We start from the raw sequence: 17,778 nt of genomic DNA, 5'->3' as shown, positions 1-17,778 counted from the left end.
TTGTCGTGATTGAAACGAAATAAGCAGTGTTCTTTGGCCGCTCCTTTAAAATGTCCTGGTTATGGACGATTTTCACATTCTCGCGTTTGAAACATCAAGCACTTTGTGCGGCGTTGCGCTGCTGTCCCGGACGGCGGGCGTGACGCGGCTCAGTGCGGCGGCGCATGCAGGCCGTGGCGAACATGCCGAACGCATCCTGCCCATGGCGCAGGGGCTGTTGGATCAGGCTGGCCTGGCCCGCCGCGATCTGTCTGCGGTGGCCTTCGGCCAGGGGCCGGGCGGGTTCACGGGGCTGCGCGTGGCCTGTGGGGTCGCTCAGGGCCTGGCGGTGGCGCTGGGGATTCCGGTGCTGCCGGTGGATTCCCTGTGCGCGGTGGCGCTGCAGGGGGCTGGCGAGGATCCGGACGGGGTCCACGTGGTGCTGCAGGACGCGCGCATGAACGAAGTCTATGCCGCCGTCTATCGGGCGGCCGGGGCGGATTGGACTGCGTTGCAGGCGCCCGCCTTGCTGGCGCGTGCCGATGTGGCAGATTGGGCCGCCTGTGGCATGGCCGACTGGGGCCTGCAGGCAGGGGGCGGCTGGACGGTGCATGGGGATGCGCTCCAGGTTTTTCCCGGTCTGGGCGATGAACTTGCGGCCCTGGGTGCGCGGTGCGCGTCCACGGCGCCGGACGGCGCGCATGCCCAGGCGGGCACGATTGCCCGGCTGGCGGCACAGGCCTGGCGCCAGGGGCGGGCCGTGGATGCCGCCCTGGCATCGCCTGCCTATGTGCGCGACAAGGTCGCCTACACCACGGCTGAACGTGCCGACGGGTTCGGGGGCAATCCCCAGGTCGGCGCGGCCACCCTGACCCTGCACGACATGATGCCCGCCGACATCGACGAAGTCGCCGCCATCGAGGGGCGGGTGCAGTCCTTTCCCTGGACCCGCAAAAATTTCATCGACGGCCTGGCCGCTGGCTACCACGGCTGGGTCGTGCGCCGCATGGGCGCGATGCTCGGTTTCGCCCTGGTGATGGACGCGCCGGACATGGCGCACCTGCTGGTCATCGGCGTGCGTCCGGATGCTCAGCGTCAGGGGGTGGGCACCCGGTTGTTGCGTCGTTGCGTCGAACATTGCCGGGGCTCGGGCCTGCCGGCGCTCACCCTGGAAGTCCGCCCCAGCAACCAGGGCGCCATCGCTTTTTATCATCGGCACGGTTTCGTCCAGGCCGGGCTGCGCCGGGGCTATTACCCTGCGGCCCAGGGGCGCGAGGACGCCTGGATCATGACGCTGTCCCTGGCGGATGCGGCCCAGGCCAACGCCGGGCAATCCCAGGTTGCCGTGGCGCCCGCAGGGACTGGACCGGGAATGGCGCATTCCAGGGGGCGGTCATGACGGCGCGCGTGCTGTTGCGTCCCGGACAGGCGGCCTGGCTGGCCGAGATCGGGCTGGACACGCATTGGCTGGCCACGCGCCCGGACCCGGCGCCGGCATCGTCTGCCCTGGCGCCGGTGGCCGAGCCACCAGCGCCGGGTTCCGATGCGGTGGCCGCCAGCGCCGGGCTGGTGCGTGTCCGCGCCCCGGCCGGGCTTGTTGCACCGCCCGTTCCAGCGTCTTCTGATCCGGCGGCCGCTGTGGCTGCGCCTGCTGACTGCCTGGACCTGTCAGTGCTGGATGCCGCAGTGGCTGCCTGCGCCCGATGCGGGCGCCAGGCCCAGCGCGTCCGGGCCGTGCCTGGAACCGGCCAGGTGGTCCGGCCACACTACCTGATCGTCGGCGAGCAACCCGGCATCGAGGACGATGCCGATGGCCAGCCGTTCCAGGGCGATCAGGGCCGCCTGCTGGCGGCCATGCTGGCGGCCGCGCGCCTGCCACAGGGCGATTCGACTTATCTGACCTATGTGGTCAAATGCCGCGCCGTGGGTGGACGGGAACCCTCGCCCGAGGACGTTGCGGCCTGCCTGCCCTGGTTGCGCCAGCAGATCGCCTTGCTGCAGCCGCACTGGATCCTGGCGCTGGGCCGGGTGGCGGCGCAGGCGGTGACCGGGGCGAATGGGGATCTGGACGCATTGCGCGGCGGTCCGCACCAGTACGTGCCCGACCAAGGCGAGCCGATCCCGGTCTGGGTCACGCATCAGCCTTCGTCGCTGCTGGTGCGTTCTGCCTGGAAGGCGGAAGCCTGGCGTGATCTGGCGGGCCTGGCGCAGGCCGCCAGGGACAGACAGGGCGCTTAGGAAAGCGCCTCTGAACTTGTGCAGGCTTAGTGCAGCGCCGTGCCGTGGCCGGTCTGCCCGATCATCTGGCTCAGTTCTGGATGGGCGCGGTGATTGAGCCGGTTCCAGTGGATGACGACCAGCATCAGGCAGGCGACCAGGATGCCGAACAGGGCGATGATCAGGTTGATGGACAGGCCCAGCCACAGCATCAGGCTGTACATCGCCAGCATCAGCAGGATGTTCAGCTGTTCATTGAAGTTCTGCACGGCGATCGAATGGCCGGCTGACAGCAGCACGTGGCCGCGGTGCTGCAGCAGCGCGTTCATGGGGACCACGAAAAATCCCGACAGGCCGCCGATCAGCAGCAGCAGGCAGTACACCGTCCAGGTCGTGTAGACGGCCGGCATCAGCAGGACCACCAGGCCCATGGCCACCCCCACCGGCAGGACGGCCAGTGCGCGGCGCAGCGGCACCCGGCCGGCGCAGATCGCCCCGATCACGGTGCCAAAGGCCGCTACACCCATCAGCACGGAGGCCTGATCCAGGCGGTAGCCCAGGTGCTGGGCACCCCATTCGATGACGATGAACTGCAGGGTCGCGCCGGCGCCCCAGAACAGGGTGGTGACGGCCAGCGAGATCTGGCCGAGCTTGTCAGACCACAGAATGCGGACATAGCGGGCAAAATTGCGGATCAGGGCGATCGGATGAGCCTGCTGGCGGGGATAGAAGGCGTGGGTGTCGGGGATCAGCAGATTGCACAGGGCGGCTGCGACGTAGACCAGCCCAATGATCAGGATGGCGCATTGCGCGGCATTGTCGGCCAGGCTGTCCATCCAGCTGAAGGACATCAGCCAGGCCGAGACGGCCGGACTGATGAGCAGGCCACCCAGGACGGTGCCGATGATGACCGACAGCACGGTCAGGCCCTCGATCCAGCTGTTGCCCTTGACCAGCAGGTCGGGGGGCAGCATTTCGGTGACGATGCCGTATTTTGCGGGGGAATAGGCAGCTGCGCCAATGCCGACGACCGTGTAGGCGATGAAGATCAGGATCAGCTGATGTTCGTGGCCCAGCCCGAATGCGCCGTAGCTGAACATCAGCAGGCAGCCGCAGGTCTTGAGCGCATTGGTGGCGAACATGACCCGGCCTTTGGGGAAGGCATCGGCAAAGGCGCCGACAAAGGCGGCCAGCACCACGTAGGCCAGGGCGAACCACCATTTCATCATGGGGGCCATCCATTCCGGGCCGCTGAGGTCGGCGATCAGCCCGATGGCGGCGATGAGCAGGGCATTGTCCGCGACGGACGACAGCGCCTGCGCGGCCATGACCATGTAAAAGCCCTTGTTCACTCGCGGACCCCAGGTGGTTGATGAAGGGGGCGGCTGCCGCAAGGCGCGCCCGTAAAAAAGAGTTGCAGTATAGCGGGTTGCCGCTGGGGTGACGGCGCCGGTGGCGGCGGATTGCCTGCACCCGGTGCGTTATCATACGCTGTCACTCACGCGACTCGAATTTTCGACCGTCCCTGTACCGTGCGCCTCACGCAGATCAAACTTGCCGGATTCAAATCCTTCGTGGATCCGACCGTGATTCCCACGCCCAGCGAGCTGGTCGGCGTGGTGGGCCCCAACGGCTGCGGCAAATCCAACATCATCGATGCCGTGCGTTGGGTGCTGGGCGAAACTAAGGCGTCCGAACTGCGCGGGGCTTCGATGCAGGACGTGATCTTCAATGGGTCTGGCCAGCGCAAGCCGGCTGCGCGCGCTTCGGTCGAACTGGTGTTCGACAACAGCCAGGGTCGGGCGGCGGGGCAGTGGTCCGCTTTTACAGAGATCGCGGTGCGCCGGGTGCTGACCCGCGACGGCACCAGCAGTTATTTCATCAACAACCAGCCGGTGCGCCGCCGCGACATCCACGACATTTTTCTTGGGACCGGCCTGGGTGCGCGTGGATACGCCATCATCGGGCAGGGCATGATCAATCGCCTGATCGAGGCCCGTCCCGAAGAACTGCGCGTCTACCTGGAAGAAGCCGCCGGGGTGTCGCGCTACAAAGAACGCCGTCGAGAAACCGAAAACCGCCTGGGCGACACGCGCGACAACCTGACCCGTCTGGAAGACATCCTGCGCGAACTCGACGGCCAGCTCGAAAAGCTCGAATCCCAGGCCCAGGTGGCGGCAGATTACCGGGCGCTGCAGGCCGAAGGCGAACTCAAGCAGCACGCCCTGTGGCTGCTGCGCGAACGGGCCGCGCGCGAAAGCCGCCAGTCCCTGGCGGTGGAAACCGAGCGGGCCCAGGCCGAACTGGAATCGGCCGTGGCCGGGTTGCGCGCCCTGGAAACTGACCTGGAAACCCGTCGCGCCGCGCACTTCGAGGCCAGCGAGCGCGTCCACCAGGCCCAGGGTCGCCTGTTCGAGGCCGGTGCGCAGGTCAGCCGCCTGGAAGCCGAGATTCGCCATGTGGTCGATTCACGCAACCGCCTGCAGGTCCGGCGCACGCAGTTGCAGGCCCAGCAGCAGGAATGGGGCGATCAGCGCGCCCACAGCCAGTCGGCCATCGAGGACACCCAGGCGCAGATCGAAGAAGCCAGCGCCCGTGCGGAACAACTGGCCGATCAAGCGCAGAGCGCTCAGGACGGCCTGCCCGAACTCGATGCCCGGCTGCGCGATCTGGCGGCCCAGCGCGATGAATGGCGCCGCACGCTGGCGCGCACCGAACAGGATCTGGCGCTGGCCGCGCAGTCCCAGCGGGATGCGGATGGCCAGTGGCGGGCCCTGGAGGACCGCCGCGCACGGCTCGAACAGGAACGCAGCGCCCTGGGCGCGCCCGATCCCGCCGAATTGCAGCGCTGGGCGGGTGAATGCACGGTCGCCCAGGAACGCCTGGAAGAAGCCCAGGCGCGGTTGCTCGAACTCGAATCCCGTCTGCCGGACCTGGAAACCGCCCGGACCGAGGCGCTGCAAGCCAGCCAGGCCGCCCGGCTGGACCTCGAAAAGCTCGATGCGCGGCGCCAGGCCCTGATCGCGCTGCAGGAAAAAATCCAGTCCGAAGATGCGCTGGAACCCTGGCTGCAGCGCCAGGAATTGGGCGGCATGACACGTCTGTGGCAGCGGCTGCAGGTGGATGCGGGCTGGGAAACCGCCCTGGAATCTGTCCTGCATGAACGCATGAATGCCCTGGGGCTGCGCACGCTGGATCTCGTGCGTGCGTTTGCCCAGGATGCGCCGCCTGCGCGCCTGGCCTTCTACCAGGTGCCGGGTGCTGCCAGGCCGCCTGCGGCGGCGGGGCCGGATGCGCCCCGCCTGCTGGATTTCGTGCATGCGCGCGATGCCGCCCTGCAGCCCCTGCTGGCCGAATGGCTGCGCGATGTGTATGTGGCCGACGATCTGGGCGCTGCCATCGCCCGGCGCAGCGAATTGCCTCCGGGCAGTATCTGGGTGCTGCGTGATGGTCATCGGGTCGATGCCTGCAGTGTCCGCTTCTACGCGGCTGACTCCGAACAGGCCGGTTTGCTGGCGCGCAGCCAGCAGATCGATAATCTGGCGCTGGAAATCCGCGCCGCGCAATTGATTGCAGACCAGGCGCTGGATGCCCACGCCCAGGCCGATGCGGCCTGTCGCAATCTGGCCCAGGCATTGCAGCCTGCACGCCAGCAGATCGCCGAACGCATGCGGGCGCAGCACGATGCCCAGATTCGCCACCAGCAGCTCAGCCAGCAGGCGGCGCAGTCCGACGAACAGCTGCGCCGCCTGGACCGCGACCTGCATGAACTGGCCGAACAGCAGGCCGCGCTGGATGTCCGGCGATCCGAATCCGAGGCGCGCTTTGAGTCCCTGGATCAGGTTCTGGCCGAGCAGCAGGAACGCCTGGCAGCACTGGATCTGCAGGCCGAAGACCTGGCCCGTCAGGCAGAGCAGTCCCGTCAGCGGGGCCGCGACCACGAACGCGCCGCCCAGGAAGCCGAATACGCCGTGCGCACGCTGCGCCATCGCCTGGATGAATTGCACCGCACGCTGCAGTTGGCCGAGGACCAGGCCCGGCGCTCGGGGACCGAACTCGAATCCTTGCAGGGTGAATTGTTCGAACTGGATGAATCCGTGGCGCAGGCGGGCCTGCAGGACGCGCTTGAAGCCCGGGCAGCGTGCGAAGAGGCGCTGCGCGAGGCGCGGCTGGAACAGGATCGGGCCGCCGCCGCCCTGCGCGAGGCCGATGAGAGCCGCCTGACGCTGGAACGCGGTCTCGATCCGCTGCGGGCGCGCATCACCGAACTGCAACTGAAAGAACAGGCCGCGCGCCTGTCGGTCGAGCAATTCGCCGAACAGCTCGATGCCCGCCAGGTCGATCGCAATGCCCTGAGCCGTCATCTGGACGAACAGCCGCCCCAGTGGCGGCGGCTCGATTGGCTGCATGCCGAAGTCCAGCGCATCACGCGCGCCATCGAATCCCTGGGCGCCGTCAACCTGGCGGCGCTGGACGAATTGACGGCGGCGCGCGAACGCAAGGGTTTCCTGGATGCCCAGCATGCCGACTTGCTGGCAGCCATCGACACACTGGAAAATGCGATCCGCCGCATCGACCGTGAAACCCGCGAACTGCTGTCGCAGACTTTCGAGACGGTCAATGGCCATTTTGGCGAACTGTTTCCGCGCCTGTTCGGCGGCGGCGAGGCCCGCCTGACCATGACCGGCGACGAAATCCTGGACGCCGGGGTGCAGGTCATGGCCCAGCCGCCAGGCAAGCGCAACAGCACCATCCACCTGTTGTCGGGGGGTGAAAAAGCCCTGACGGCGACGGCGCTGGTGTTCGCCTTGTTCAAACTCAATCCGGCACCGTTCTGCCTGCTCGATGAAGTCGATGCGCCGCTGGACGATGCCAATACCGAGCGGTACGCGAATCTGGTGCGCAGCATGAGCGACCAGACGCAGTTCCTGTTCATTTCGCACAACAAGATCGCCATGCAGATGGCCCGGCAACTGGTCGGGGTGACCATGCAGGAACAGGGTGTGTCGCGGATCGTGGCCGTGGACATGGACTCGGCCTTGCAATGGGCGGCAGAGGCGGCCTGAGAGGACTCTATGAGCGATTTGCAGATCTTGCTGGTTTCGATCGGGGTGGCGCTGATCGTCGCTGTCCTGTTGTACAACGCATGGCAGGACTGGCGGGCGCGGCGCAGCATGCGCCAGACGCTGCCGGAAGCCGGCCAGGACGTGTTGATGCGCGACGCGGGGCCCCGGCGCGAACCCGGGCTGTGGCAGGCTGGCCGGCCAGCGGCTGACGAGAGCCCGGAACCTGATCCCGCCTGCGAGGCCGTCATCGACATCGCGCTGGCCCACCCTGTGGGGGGAGAATCCCTGGTCGAGGCTTTGCGGGCCATCGTCCGGGTTGGCAAAAAGCCTGTGCGTGTGTTTGCGGAACGCGAGGGCGGCGGCCATCGCGCCGAGGCCTTGCCGGGCGAATCCTATGTGTCGCTGCAATTGGCAGTGGTGCTGGCCAATCGCAGTGGCCCGCTCACGGCCATCGAGTGGTCCAATCTTTGGACCCTGGCGCAGAATCTGGCGGAACGCTTCGAGGGTCTGATCGAGGCCCCGGACCAGGATGTGGTGTTGCGCCAGGCGGCTGAGCTCGATGCGCGCTGCGCCGCCATGGATGCCCAGGTCGGTTTGATCCTGCAGTTGGCCCAGCCGCGCCCGGTGGCGGCGATCATCCAGTCGGCCGCCGAGGCGGGGTTCGTCCAGTGGCGCAGGCAGTGGGCCTGGATGGCCGAAAACGGCCTGCCACGCTTTGTCCTGCAAATCGAGGCGCCAGACGGCGAGTCCACACATCGTGTCGATCTGGTGCTGGATGTGCCCAACAGTCTGCCCGATGACCAGGCGTTCAGCCGCATGGTGACCGTGGGCCGGGATCTGGCCGCACGCCTGGATGCCTACGTGCTCGATGACCAGGGGCGGACTTTCCAGGATGATGCCGCACCCGCGATCGACCGGCAGATCAGCGCCCTGTACGATCGGCTGGATCAGGCGGGCTTTTTGGCTGGAACAGACCGCGCGGCGCGGGTGTTTTCGTGACCGGTCGGATTGACATGGATGCCGCTGCGCAGGATGCCGATCGCACGGCAGCCGATCGCTGCCGCCTGGATGCCTTGCGTGCCGATATCGAGGCCCACAATCGCCGGTATTACGTCGAGGATGCGCCGTCCATTTCGGATGCGCAATACGACCGCCTGATGGCCGAACTTCAGGCCCTTGAGCAGGACCATCCCGACTGGGTGACGCCCGATTCCCCCACGCAGCGGGTGGGTGCCGCGCCGCTGGATCATTTTTCCACGGTGCAGCATGCCGTGCGCATGTTGTCCCTGGGCAATGCCTTCGAGGCTGCAGATGTGACGGCGTTCGATGAGCGGATCACGGCCACCTTGATCGAGTCCGGCCTGTTGGCCGATGGGGTGGGCGGCGTGGCCTATGTCGCGGAATACAAGTTCGACGGCCTGGCGGTGACCCTGCGCTACGAACAGGGCCGCCTGATCCAGGCAGCCACGCGGGGCGATGGCGTTCAGGGCGAAGACATCACGGCCAATATGCGTACCCTGCGCTCGGTGCCCTTGCGCCTGGCTGGCGATGCCCCAGCTGTGCTGGAAGTCCGTGGCGAGGTCCTGATGACGCGGGCGGACTTCCAACGGCTGAACGAAGCCCAGGTAGCCCGGGGCGACAAGCCCTTCGTCAACCCGCGCAATGCGGCGGCCGGCAGCCTGCGGCAACTGGATCCGCGCGTGACGGCGACCCGGCCGCTGCGTTTCTATGCCTATGGCTGGGGACAGATTCTGGATGCTGCCGGCGCCGAGGTGCAGCCGAGCGCAACCCATTCAGGGATGCTGGACTGGCTGGCCGGTTTCGGTTTTGCCGTCAGCCCGGGGCGCGCGCCGTGCCGGGGCGCTGCGGCCCTGTTGCGCTTCTACGAGACCGTGGGTGCATCCCGTGCCAGCCTGCCCTATGACATCGACGGTGTGGTCTACAAGGTCGATGAACTGCGCGCCCAGGCTGTGCTGGGTTTCGTGGCGCGCGCACCGCGCTTTGCCATTGCGCACAAATTCCCCGCCCAGGAAGAAACCACCCGCCTGCTCGGCATCGATGTCCAGGTCGGACGCACCGGGGCGTTGACGCCGGTGGCGCGCCTGCAGCCGGTCTTTGTCGGCGGGGTGACCGTGACCAATGCCACGCTGCACAACGAAGACGAGATCCGTCGCAAGGACGTGCGCATCGGCGACACCGTGGTGGTGCGCCGTGCGGGCGATGTCATCCCCGAGGTCGTCGGGCCGGTGCTGGCGCTGCGCCCTGCCGATGCGCAGGTCTTCGACCTGCAGGCCGTCTGCCCGGTCTGCCCGGAATGCGGCTCGGCGGTCGAACGTCCGGAAGGCGAGGCGATCACGCGCTGCACGGGTGGGTTGTTCTGCCCTGCGCAGCGCAAGCAGACTCTGTGGCATGCGGCCAGCCGCAAGGCGCTGGACATCGATGGTCTGGGCGACAAGCTGATCGAGCAACTGGTCGACAGTGGCCGGGTCCGTACCCTGGCGGATCTGTACGCGCTGGCGGACCCGGACGGTCGCGGAGAACTGGAACTGTCCACTTATCCTCGCATGGGCGCGAAATCGGCGCGCAATCTGGTCGAGGCGATCCGGCAGCGCCGCCGTCCGGCCCTGTCCCGCTTGCTGTACGCCCTGGGTATCCGCCATGTGGGCGAGACCACGGCGCGTGACGTGGCGCGGCATTTCGGTTCCATCGAGGCGATCATGGACGCCTCGGAAGAGGCCCTGCTGCAGGTGCCGGATGTCGGTCCGGTCGTGGCGGCCTCGATCCGGCGGTTTTTCGCCGAGGCGCACAACCGCGAAGTCATCGCGGATCTCCGGGCGGCCGGGGTCGAGCCGCAGGCCGAGGTCATTCCCGCTGGCGAGAAACCCCTGGCGGGCAAGACCCTGGTGCTGACGGGCACGCTGCCGACCCTGAGTCGGGACGAGGCCACGCGCTTGATTCTGGCCGCAGGCGGCAAGGTCAGTGGCTCGGTGTCCCGCAAGACCGCCTGGGTGGTGGCTGGCCTGGATGCTGGCAGCAAGCTGGCCAAGGCCAACGAACTGGGTGTGGCCGTGATCGACGAGGCTGGCCTGCAGGCGCTGCTGAATTCTTGATTCAATGAAAACGGCCTTCCATGAGGAAGGCCGTCGAAATGCCCAGCGGCTTGCAAGCCGCGATTGCGATGTGGGGGGCGTTATTCGGCCTTGTCCACGATCTTGGCGTCTTTCATCAGGCTTTTCTGGTAGTCGGCCAGGGCCTGTTGACGCATCATTTCTTCCAGTTGGGGCTTGGCTTCGTCAAAGGACGGGAAGGCGATCGGGCGCACGTCCTCGACCTGGATCACGTGCCAGCCGAATTGCGTCTGTACGGGCTTGGCGCTGAGTTCGCCTTTTTTCATGCTATCGACGGCCTGGGCGAATTCAGGCACGTAGTTGCTGCTGGGGCCCCAGCCCAGTTCGCCGCCGTTCTTGCCGCTGCCGGTGTCGATCGAGTCTTTCTTGGCGGCGGCCTCGAACGAGGTCTTTTTCGCCTTGATTGATTTGATCAGATCCTGAGCCTTGGCTTCGTCCTTGACCAGGATGTGGCGCAGCTTGTATTCCTTGCGCGAGGCTTGCTCGGCCTTGATGGTGTCGTATTCCTTTTTCAGGTCGGCTTCGCTGATGGGGTGGTCCTTCAGGTATTTGGCCATCAGGGCGCGTACCAGAATGCTTTGCGTGGCCAGTTCGGTTTCCTGCTGGACGGCGGGGTCTTTTTGCAGGCCGGCCTTTTCGGCGGCCTGGACGGCCACCAGGCGGTTGATCATTTCCTGTTTGACCTGGTCACGCAGTTGCGGCGTGTCCTGGGCGCCTTGAGCGACCAGCATGCCGACGAACTGGTCGAATTTGGCCTGGGAGATCCCTTGGCCGTTGACGGTGGCAATGTCCTTGGCCCAGACCGGCAGCGACAGGGAGCAGGCCAGGGCGACAGCAGCGATGCGTTTCATGAAAGTCCTTCAGTGGGAGGAAGACCGGCCTCGATGGCCAGGGCGTGGAGCGGATGGGGCATCAGATCCCGCACGCAATCATACACAAGACGATGGCGGGCGAGGGTGCCGAGCCCCTGGAATCGGTTGGACAGGATCCGGACGCGAAAGTGCCTGGCGCCGCCCTGGGCGCCAGCGTGACCGGCGTGCAGGTGGGATTCATCGATGAGATCCAGCTGCGTGGGCTCGAGCGCGGCCAGCCGTTCGGCCAGCAAGGGGTTCAGATCGGTTTCGGTCGAAGTCATGGGCGATTTTCCAGGGCGCTGCCGGCAACCAGCGGATTCATCCGCGTGGATTGCCGTCGGGGCCGTTGATTCGGGGCGCGGCGGATTCGGTCTGGATGTGCCGGCCCAGCCACAGTGACTGCGCCACCACGAACAGCAGCAGCAGAATCATCAGACCGAAGACCTTGAAATTCACCCATTGCGCCTCGGTGAAACGGCCGGAGAAGGCCACATACAGGTTCAGGGCGCCCGAGACGACGAAGAATCCGGCCCAGCTGTCGTTCAGACGGGTCCAGGCGCGGTCCGGCAGGGCGATTTTTTCCCCCATCAGACGGCGCATCAGGTTGCGCCCGGCGAACAGGCGCGCGCCCATCAGGATGGCGGCAAACAGCCAGTACAGGACGGTGGGTTTCCATTTGATGAAGGTGTCGTCGTGAAACAGCAGGGTCGCGCCGCCGAACACCACGATCACTGTCAGGTTGATCCAGTGCGTGGGTTCGATCGCGCGTCCGGTCAGCCGCAGCCACAGGATCTGCAGCACGGCCGCCGCCATGGCGGTTCCGGTGGCGACGTAGATGTCGGCGAACTTGAACGCCAGGAAAAACAGAATCAGCGGGAAGAGGTCGAAGAGGAATTTTTTCATTCGGGCGGTCTTCCAGTCATTCGTGCGGAATAAATTTCAGGGACAGGGAATTGATGCAGTAGCGCAGTCCGGTGGGCGGTGGCCCATCGGGGAATACATGGCCCAGGTGGGCATCGCAGGCGGCGCACAGGATTTCCGTGCGGATCATGCCGTGGCTGGTGTCGCGCAGTTCGCGCACGCGGTCGGGGGCAAGCGGTTCGAAATAGCTGGGCCAGCCGCAGCCGGCGTCGAATTTCGTGTCGGAGGCAAACAGCGGAGCGCCGCAGCATACGCACAGGTAGATGCCCGGCTGGGTGGTGTCCCAGTAGCGTCCAGTGAACGGCCGTTCGGTGTGCTTGAGCCGCGTGACCGCGAATTCTTCGGGGGAAAGCTGCGCGCGCCATTCGGCGTCCGTGCGCTTGATCTTGTCCACGAGGAACCTGTCCAGAATTTCACTCCAATCCTTCATGTTAATCGACTTTGGGATTGGCGGCAGGGACGTCGTGCATGGGCGTGTGGGTGCGATTGCATGGCGATTTGCCAATTCGTGGCAGCAAATTGCGCCAGCCTGAGATAATATGACGCCCGTTCACGTATTCATGCCTTGACCTGTCGGGTTCGTGGTCATGAATTGCACGATCCGTCAAAAACATTCGGAGACAAACATGATATTTCCGCTTTCTCTGCGCCTGACCCTGGGCGCTGCCGCGTTGCTGGCAGCGCTGCCGCTGGCTGCCACGGCTCAGATCAAGGTGGGTGTGACGGTGTCATCGACCGGCCCAGCGGCCTCGCTAGGCATTCCCGAACGCGATACCGTGGCGCTGTTGCCCACTGAAATCGGTGGCCAGGCGGTGCAGTACATCGTGCTGGACGACGCGACCGACACCACCCAGGCGGTCAAGAACATCCGCAAGCTCACGGCCGAGGACCACGTCGATGTGGTGCTGGGCACCTCGGCCGTGCCGGGTTCCCTGGCCATGTCCGACGTTGCCGCCGAGACCGGTACGCCCATGATCAGCGTGGCTGCGGGTGTCAAGCTCGTTGCGCCGGTGGATGGCCCGCGCAAGTGGGTCTACAAGACGCCGCAGAACGATGCGCTGATGGCCGAGGCCCTGGCGAATGCGATGGTCAAGCAGAACGTCAAGACCCTGGGCTTCATTGGTTTCAGCGATGCCTACGGCGAGGGCTGGCTGCAGGAAATGACGGCCAAGGCCGAGGCACAAGGCATCCGGATTGTGGGCGTGGAACGCTATGCGCGGCCCGATACCAGTGTCACCGGCCAGATTCTGAAGCTGCTTGCGGCCAAGCCTGACGGGATCCTGATCGCCGGTGCCGGTACGCCGGCCGCCCTGCCACAGCGCGAACTGGTGGAACGTGGCTACAAGGGGCAGATCTATCAGACCCATGGCGCGGCCAACAATGACGTGCTGCGGGTCTGCGGCAAGGCGTGCGAAGGGATGATCCTGCCCGCCGGCCCGCTGCTGGTCGCGGCCCAGCTGCCTGACAGCAATCCGGTCAAGACCAGCGCCCTGACGTATGTCAATGCCTACGAGGGCCAGCACGGGGCAGGCACGACCAATACGTTCGGCGGCCATATGTGGGATGCCGGCCAGCTGATCAACGATGCCATCCCTCGCGCCTTGAAGACCGGCGCCCAGCCGGGCACGCCGGAATTCCGCGCGGCCCTGCGCGATGCGCTGGAACAGGTCAAGGAACTGCCGGCTTCGCAGGGGGTCTTCACCATGAGCCCGACCGATCATGCGGGCCTGGATGGGCGTGGTCGCGTCATGGTGCAGGTGGTCGACGGCAAGTGGACCTACCGGCCCGACCTGTGATGCGATGCTGCGTCGGCCTTGCCGTGCTCCGGGGTAGCGGCTGGATTGTCTCAGAGGCGGGGGGATCGGCGCCGTGGATCTGACCGTTGCGTTGATCCTGCTGCAGGACGGCATCCTGAACGGCACCATCTATGCGCTGCTGGGCCTGGCGCTGGTCCTGGTGTTCGTGGTCACGCGGGTGATCTTCATCCCCCAGGGGGAATTCGTCACCTTCGGCGCCTTGTCCCTGGCGTTTCTCGCCAATGGCCGGGTGCCGGGGACGGCGTATCTGCTGGTGTTGCTGGGTGTGCTGGTCTGTCTGGCCGAAGCCGTTTCGTGCGTGCGGGCCCGCCAGTGGCGCGGCTATGGCCGTACGCTGGGCTGGGCGCTGGCCCTGCCGTTGGCGCTGCTGGCCCTGGCGCCCCTGGCCGCCGGTCCGGACGTGCCGTTGGCGCTGCGCGTGCTGTTTGCGCTGGCCTTGGTGGTGCCCATGGGGCCGATGATCTATCGCCTGGTCTACCAGCCGGTCGAGCAGGCCAGTGTGCTGGTGCTGCTGATCATTTCGGTTGCCGTGCACTTTGCCCTGACCGGCCTGGGCCTGCTGTTCTTTGGTGCCGAGGGCTGGCGCACGCCGGCCCTGGTCGAAGGTTCGGTGCAGATCGGGCCGGTGGCCTGGACGGCCCAGACCTTTGTCGTGCTGGCAAGCTGCGCCGTGCTGATGGGTGGTCTGTGGCTGTTTTTCAGCCGCACCCTGTACGGCAGCGCCTTGCGGGCCACGGCCGTCAACCGGCGTGGTGCGCGGCTGGTGGGGATCAGCACGCGAGTGGCGGGCAGTCTGACGTTCACTCTGGCGGCCATCATCGGCGCACTGTCGGGGATGTTGATTGCCGCCATGACCACCATTTATTACGACACCGGCTTCCTGATCGGACTGAAGGGTTTCGTGGCCGCGATTTTCGGTGGGCTGGTCAGTTACCCGGTAGCGGCAGTGGGGGCCTTGTTCGTCGGCATCCTGGAAGCCTTTGCTTCTTTCTGGGCCAGTCCGTTCAAGGAAGCCATCGTCTTTACCTTGATCATTCCGATTCTGATGTGGCGCTCGTTTGGCAGCGTCCATCTGGATGAGGAGGATTAGTGTGAACAGGCACTAGGTCTCATGCGCCCACGTCATCTCCTCATGGTACTGCTCCCGATCCTGGCCCTGCTGCCCTGGATTCCGGGCGTGCCTGCCTTCTGGATCACGCAGATGAATTACATCGGGCTCTACAGCCTGGTGGTGCTGGGATTGGTCCTGCTGACGGGCGTCGGCGGGCTGACATCCTTTGGCCAATCGGCCTTTGTCGGCCTGGGGGCGTATTCCACTGCCTGGCTGACGACGGCGGCGGGCCTGTCCCCCTGGCTGGGCCTGGTCGCGGGCCTGCTGCTGACCTGCCTGGCAGCGTACGTGCTGGGGGCCATCACACTGCGCCTGTCCGGCCATTACCTGCCCTTGTGCACCCTGGCCTGGTGTCTGGCGCTGTACTACTTGTACGGCAATCTGGATTTCCTGGGGCGGTACGATGGCATTGCGGGCATTCCGCCCCTGTCGATTGGCGACTGGTCCCTGGGGGCCGGGTCGCGCATGTACCTGCTGATCTGGCTGGTCCTGCTGCTGGCCCTGTGGGCCACGCACAATCTGCTGGATTCCCGCGCAGGCCGCGCGATCCGTGCCTTGCGCAGCGGTTCCATGGCCGAATCCTTTGGTATCGATCTGGCGCACTACAAGGTCGTGATCTTCGTTTACGCGGCGCTGTTGGGTAGTGTGTCGGGCTGGCTGTATGCGCACATGCAGCGGGCCGTCAGCCCCAGCCCCTTCGGCCTGAGTTATGGCATCGAATACCTGTTCATGGCCGTGGTGGGGGGATCGGGCAGCGTCTGGGGCGCAGTAGCGGGCGCCGCCGTCATTTTGATCGTCAAGGATCAATTGCAGAATGTCCTGCCGGGGCTGGTCGGCACCAGCGCGAACCTGGAACTGCTGGCCTTTGGTGTGTTGATGATTCTGGTGCTGCAATTTGCCCGGGACGGCCTGTGGCCCGTTCTGGCCCGGCTGTGGCGGCGGTTGGGCGGCCGCGCGCAATCCGGCGGCCATGATCCGGCGCGCCTGGCGGCTGCGCCCGAACTGCCGCGCCGCACCATGCCCAAGGCTGGCGACCTGGTGCTGGAAGTCGATCGCGTGCGCAAGGAATTCGGCGGCCTGGTGGCGGTCAACGACATCAGCCTGCGGCTGCGGGCAGGTGAAATCATGGGGCTGATCGGTCCCAATGGGGCCGGCAAGAGCACCACCTTCAATCTCATCAGCGGCGTGGCGCCCCTGTCGGGAGGCACCGTGCGTTTCATGGGGGATCGCATCGACGGCTTGCCAGCGCATGAGATCGCCCGTCGGGGGCTGGCGCGCAGTTTCCAGCACGTGCAGTTGCTGCCGGACATGAGCGTGCTGGAAAACGTCGCCTTGGGGGCGCATCTGCGCAGTGGCACCGGCGTGGTGTCGGCTGCGCTGCGCCTGGACCGGACCGCCGAGGCGTCCCTGCTGCGTGAGGCCGCCCGCCAGATCGAGCGGGTGGGTCTGGGCGATGTGATCGATCAGCCGGCCGGCAGCCTGCCCCTGGGCCGCCAGCGCATCGTGGAAATTGCCCGGGCGCTGTGCTGCGACCCGATTGCGCTGCTGCTCGATGAACCCGCTGCCGGCCTGCGCTATCAGGAAAAGCAGGCGCTGGCGGCGGTGCTCGATCAGTTGCGCCGCGAGGGCATGAGCCTGCTGCTGGTCGAGCACGACATGGAATTCGTGATGAATCTCACCGACCACCTGCTGGTCATGGATTTCGGCACGATGCTGGCCGAGGGCGTTCCGGCGGACATTCAGCGCGATCCGGCCGTGCTGGAAGCCTATCTGGGCGGCCTGGATGAGACCTGGAACGTGCCCGATGCCGTGCCTCAGGGGGTGGCGTCATGAGCGCGGAAAATCTACATGTGCCGGTGCTGTCGGTGCGCGGACTGTCGGCGCACTATGGCAAGGTCGCCGCTCTGGATCCCATAGACCTGACCGTCGGGCGAGGTGAGATCGTGACGGTCATCGGCGCCAATGGCGCCGGCAAATCGACACTGTTGGGCGCCATCATGGGGGCGCTGCCCTTGCAGGGGCACAGCCAGGGATCGATCCTGTTCCAGGGTGCCGAAGTGCAGGGCTGGGACATCGAGCGCCGCGTCGGCCAGGGGATGTCGCTGGTGCCGGAACGCCGGGAACTGTTCGCCAGCATGACCGTGCGCGACAACCTGTTGCTGGGGGGCTTTCGCCTGTACCGTGCGGGCGTGCGGGGCTGGCGCGACACGCTGGACGAGGTCTACGCCCTGTTCCCGCGCCTGCAGGAACGTGCCGGCCAGGCGGCAGGCACCCTGTCGGGGGGAGAACGCCAGATGCTGGCGCTGGGCCGCGCCCTGATGGCCCGGCCCGCGCTGCTGCTGCTGGACGAGCCCAGCCTGGGCCTGGCGCCCCGGGTGGTCCGCGAGATCTTCCAGACGATTGCCCGGCTGCGCAGCACCGGCGTGTCCATCCTGCTGGTCGAGCAGAATGCCCGCGCGGCCCTGCACGTGGCCGACCGGGGCTACGTGCTGGAGACCGGCGCCGTCGTCCTGGAAGGCGAATCCCGCATGCTCGCCGACCACCCCCGAATAGCAGAAAGTTATTTGGGACTCGCCGGGACACACAAGAGTCCTTGAGGACTCTTGTGTGCCAGGCGAGTCCGAGCGGCATGCAGGCCGCGAGGTGGGGCGGGCTGGTTCTATGGGCAAGAGTCCTTGAGGACTC

The 17,778-nt window shown here is 66.2% G+C and carries 14 protein-coding genes; 9 read left to right on the top strand and 5 right to left on the bottom strand.

The window, feature by feature from the left end:
• The first annotated feature begins 61 nt into the window (after positions 1-61).
• Complete coding sequence (gene tsaB, locus RBR29_RS01330) at positions 62-1,378, top strand: tRNA (adenosine(37)-N6)-threonylcarbamoyltransferase complex dimerization subunit type 1 TsaB (protein ID WP_320346456.1); 1,317 nt, start codon at positions 62-64, stop codon at positions 1,376-1,378.
• Positions 1,375-2,217, top strand: coding sequence for a uracil-DNA glycosylase (locus tag RBR29_RS01325; protein WP_320346454.1), 843 nt, complete (start codon positions 1,375-1,377; stop codon positions 2,215-2,217). The genes tsaB and RBR29_RS01325 overlap by 4 nt, the downstream gene beginning before the upstream one ends.
• Positions 2,218-2,243: 26 nt before the next feature.
• On the opposite strand, the gene lplT is transcribed toward RBR29_RS01325, so the two are convergent.
• On the bottom strand, positions 2,244-3,548 hold the full coding sequence (gene lplT / locus RBR29_RS01320; protein WP_320346452.1) for a lysophospholipid transporter LplT: 1,305 nt from the start codon (positions 3,546-3,548) through the stop codon (positions 2,244-2,246).
• 180 nt (positions 3,549-3,728) lie between these two features.
• On the opposite strand from lplT, the gene smc reads away from it, so the two are divergent.
• Genes smc through ligA form a run of 3 tightly spaced genes read left to right on the top strand, consistent with a single transcriptional unit; the run spans position 3,729 to position 10,372 of the window.
• The gene (gene smc, locus RBR29_RS01315) at positions 3,729-7,262 is read left to right on the top strand and encodes a chromosome segregation protein SMC (RefSeq protein WP_320346450.1); all 3,534 of its coding nucleotides are present in this window, start codon (positions 3,729-3,731) and stop codon (positions 7,260-7,262) included.
• A gap of 9 nt (positions 7,263-7,271) precedes the next feature.
• Positions 7,272-8,261, top strand: coding sequence for a cell division protein ZipA C-terminal FtsZ-binding domain-containing protein (locus tag RBR29_RS01310; protein ID WP_320346448.1), 990 nt, complete (start codon positions 7,272-7,274; stop codon positions 8,259-8,261).
• 14 nt (positions 8,262-8,275) lie between these two features.
• Positions 8,276-10,372 (top strand): NAD-dependent DNA ligase LigA, encoded by a 2,097-nt coding sequence (gene ligA / locus RBR29_RS01305; RefSeq protein WP_320346500.1) that lies wholly within the window; start codon positions 8,276-8,278, stop codon positions 10,370-10,372.
• 80 nt (positions 10,373-10,452) lie between these two features.
• Here ligA and RBR29_RS01300 read toward each other — a convergent pair whose 3' ends face one another.
• Genes RBR29_RS01300 through msrB form a run of 4 tightly spaced genes read right to left on the bottom strand, consistent with a single transcriptional unit; the run spans position 10,453 to position 12,559 of the window.
• A complete protein-coding gene (locus tag RBR29_RS01300; RefSeq protein WP_320346446.1) occupies positions 10,453-11,241 on the bottom strand; it encodes a peptidylprolyl isomerase in 789 nt (262 codons plus the stop codon).
• Positions 11,238-11,525 carry a BolA family protein gene (locus RBR29_RS01295; RefSeq protein ID WP_320346445.1) on the bottom strand — a complete coding sequence of 96 codons (288 nt, stop codon included), beginning with the start codon at positions 11,523-11,525 and terminating at the stop codon, positions 11,238-11,240. The genes RBR29_RS01300 and RBR29_RS01295 overlap by 4 nt, the downstream gene beginning before the upstream one ends.
• 37 nt (positions 11,526-11,562) lie before the next feature.
• Complete coding sequence (locus RBR29_RS01290; RefSeq protein ID WP_320346444.1) at positions 11,563-12,147, bottom strand: septation protein A; 585 nt, start codon at positions 12,145-12,147, stop codon at positions 11,563-11,565.
• A gap of 16 nt (positions 12,148-12,163) precedes the next feature.
• Positions 12,164-12,559, bottom strand: coding sequence for a peptide-methionine (R)-S-oxide reductase MsrB (gene msrB, locus RBR29_RS01285; protein ID WP_320346442.1), 396 nt, complete (start codon positions 12,557-12,559; stop codon positions 12,164-12,166).
• A 232-nt stretch (positions 12,560-12,791) separates the two neighbouring features.
• Between msrB and RBR29_RS01280 the strand changes: the two genes are divergently transcribed.
• From RBR29_RS01280 to RBR29_RS01265, 4 genes are all read left to right on the top strand, one after another.
• On the top strand, positions 12,792-13,961 hold the full coding sequence (locus RBR29_RS01280) for an ABC transporter substrate-binding protein (protein WP_320346440.1): 1,170 nt from the start codon (positions 12,792-12,794) through the stop codon (positions 13,959-13,961).
• Between the two features lie 73 nt (positions 13,962-14,034).
• Complete coding sequence (locus tag RBR29_RS01275) at positions 14,035-15,072, top strand: branched-chain amino acid ABC transporter permease (protein ID WP_320346438.1); 1,038 nt, start codon at positions 14,035-14,037, stop codon at positions 15,070-15,072.
• A 42-nt stretch (positions 15,073-15,114) separates the two neighbouring features.
• Positions 15,115-16,926 carry a branched-chain amino acid ABC transporter ATP-binding protein/permease gene (locus RBR29_RS01270; protein ID WP_320346437.1) on the top strand — a complete coding sequence of 604 codons (1,812 nt, stop codon included), beginning with the start codon at positions 15,115-15,117 and terminating at the stop codon, positions 16,924-16,926.
• Complete coding sequence (locus RBR29_RS01265) at positions 16,923-17,690, top strand: ABC transporter ATP-binding protein (protein WP_320346435.1); 768 nt, start codon at positions 16,923-16,925, stop codon at positions 17,688-17,690. Before RBR29_RS01270 ends, RBR29_RS01265 begins: the two co-directional genes overlap by 4 nt.
• The last annotated feature ends 88 nt before the right edge of the window (positions 17,691-17,778 follow it).

Origin of the sequence: Castellaniella sp. (assembly GCF_034007085.1) — a bacterium.
Classification (GTDB): Bacteria; Pseudomonadota; Gammaproteobacteria; order Burkholderiales; family Burkholderiaceae_B; genus Castellaniella.
This window is presented reverse-complemented; position numbering and strand designations above follow the sequence as displayed.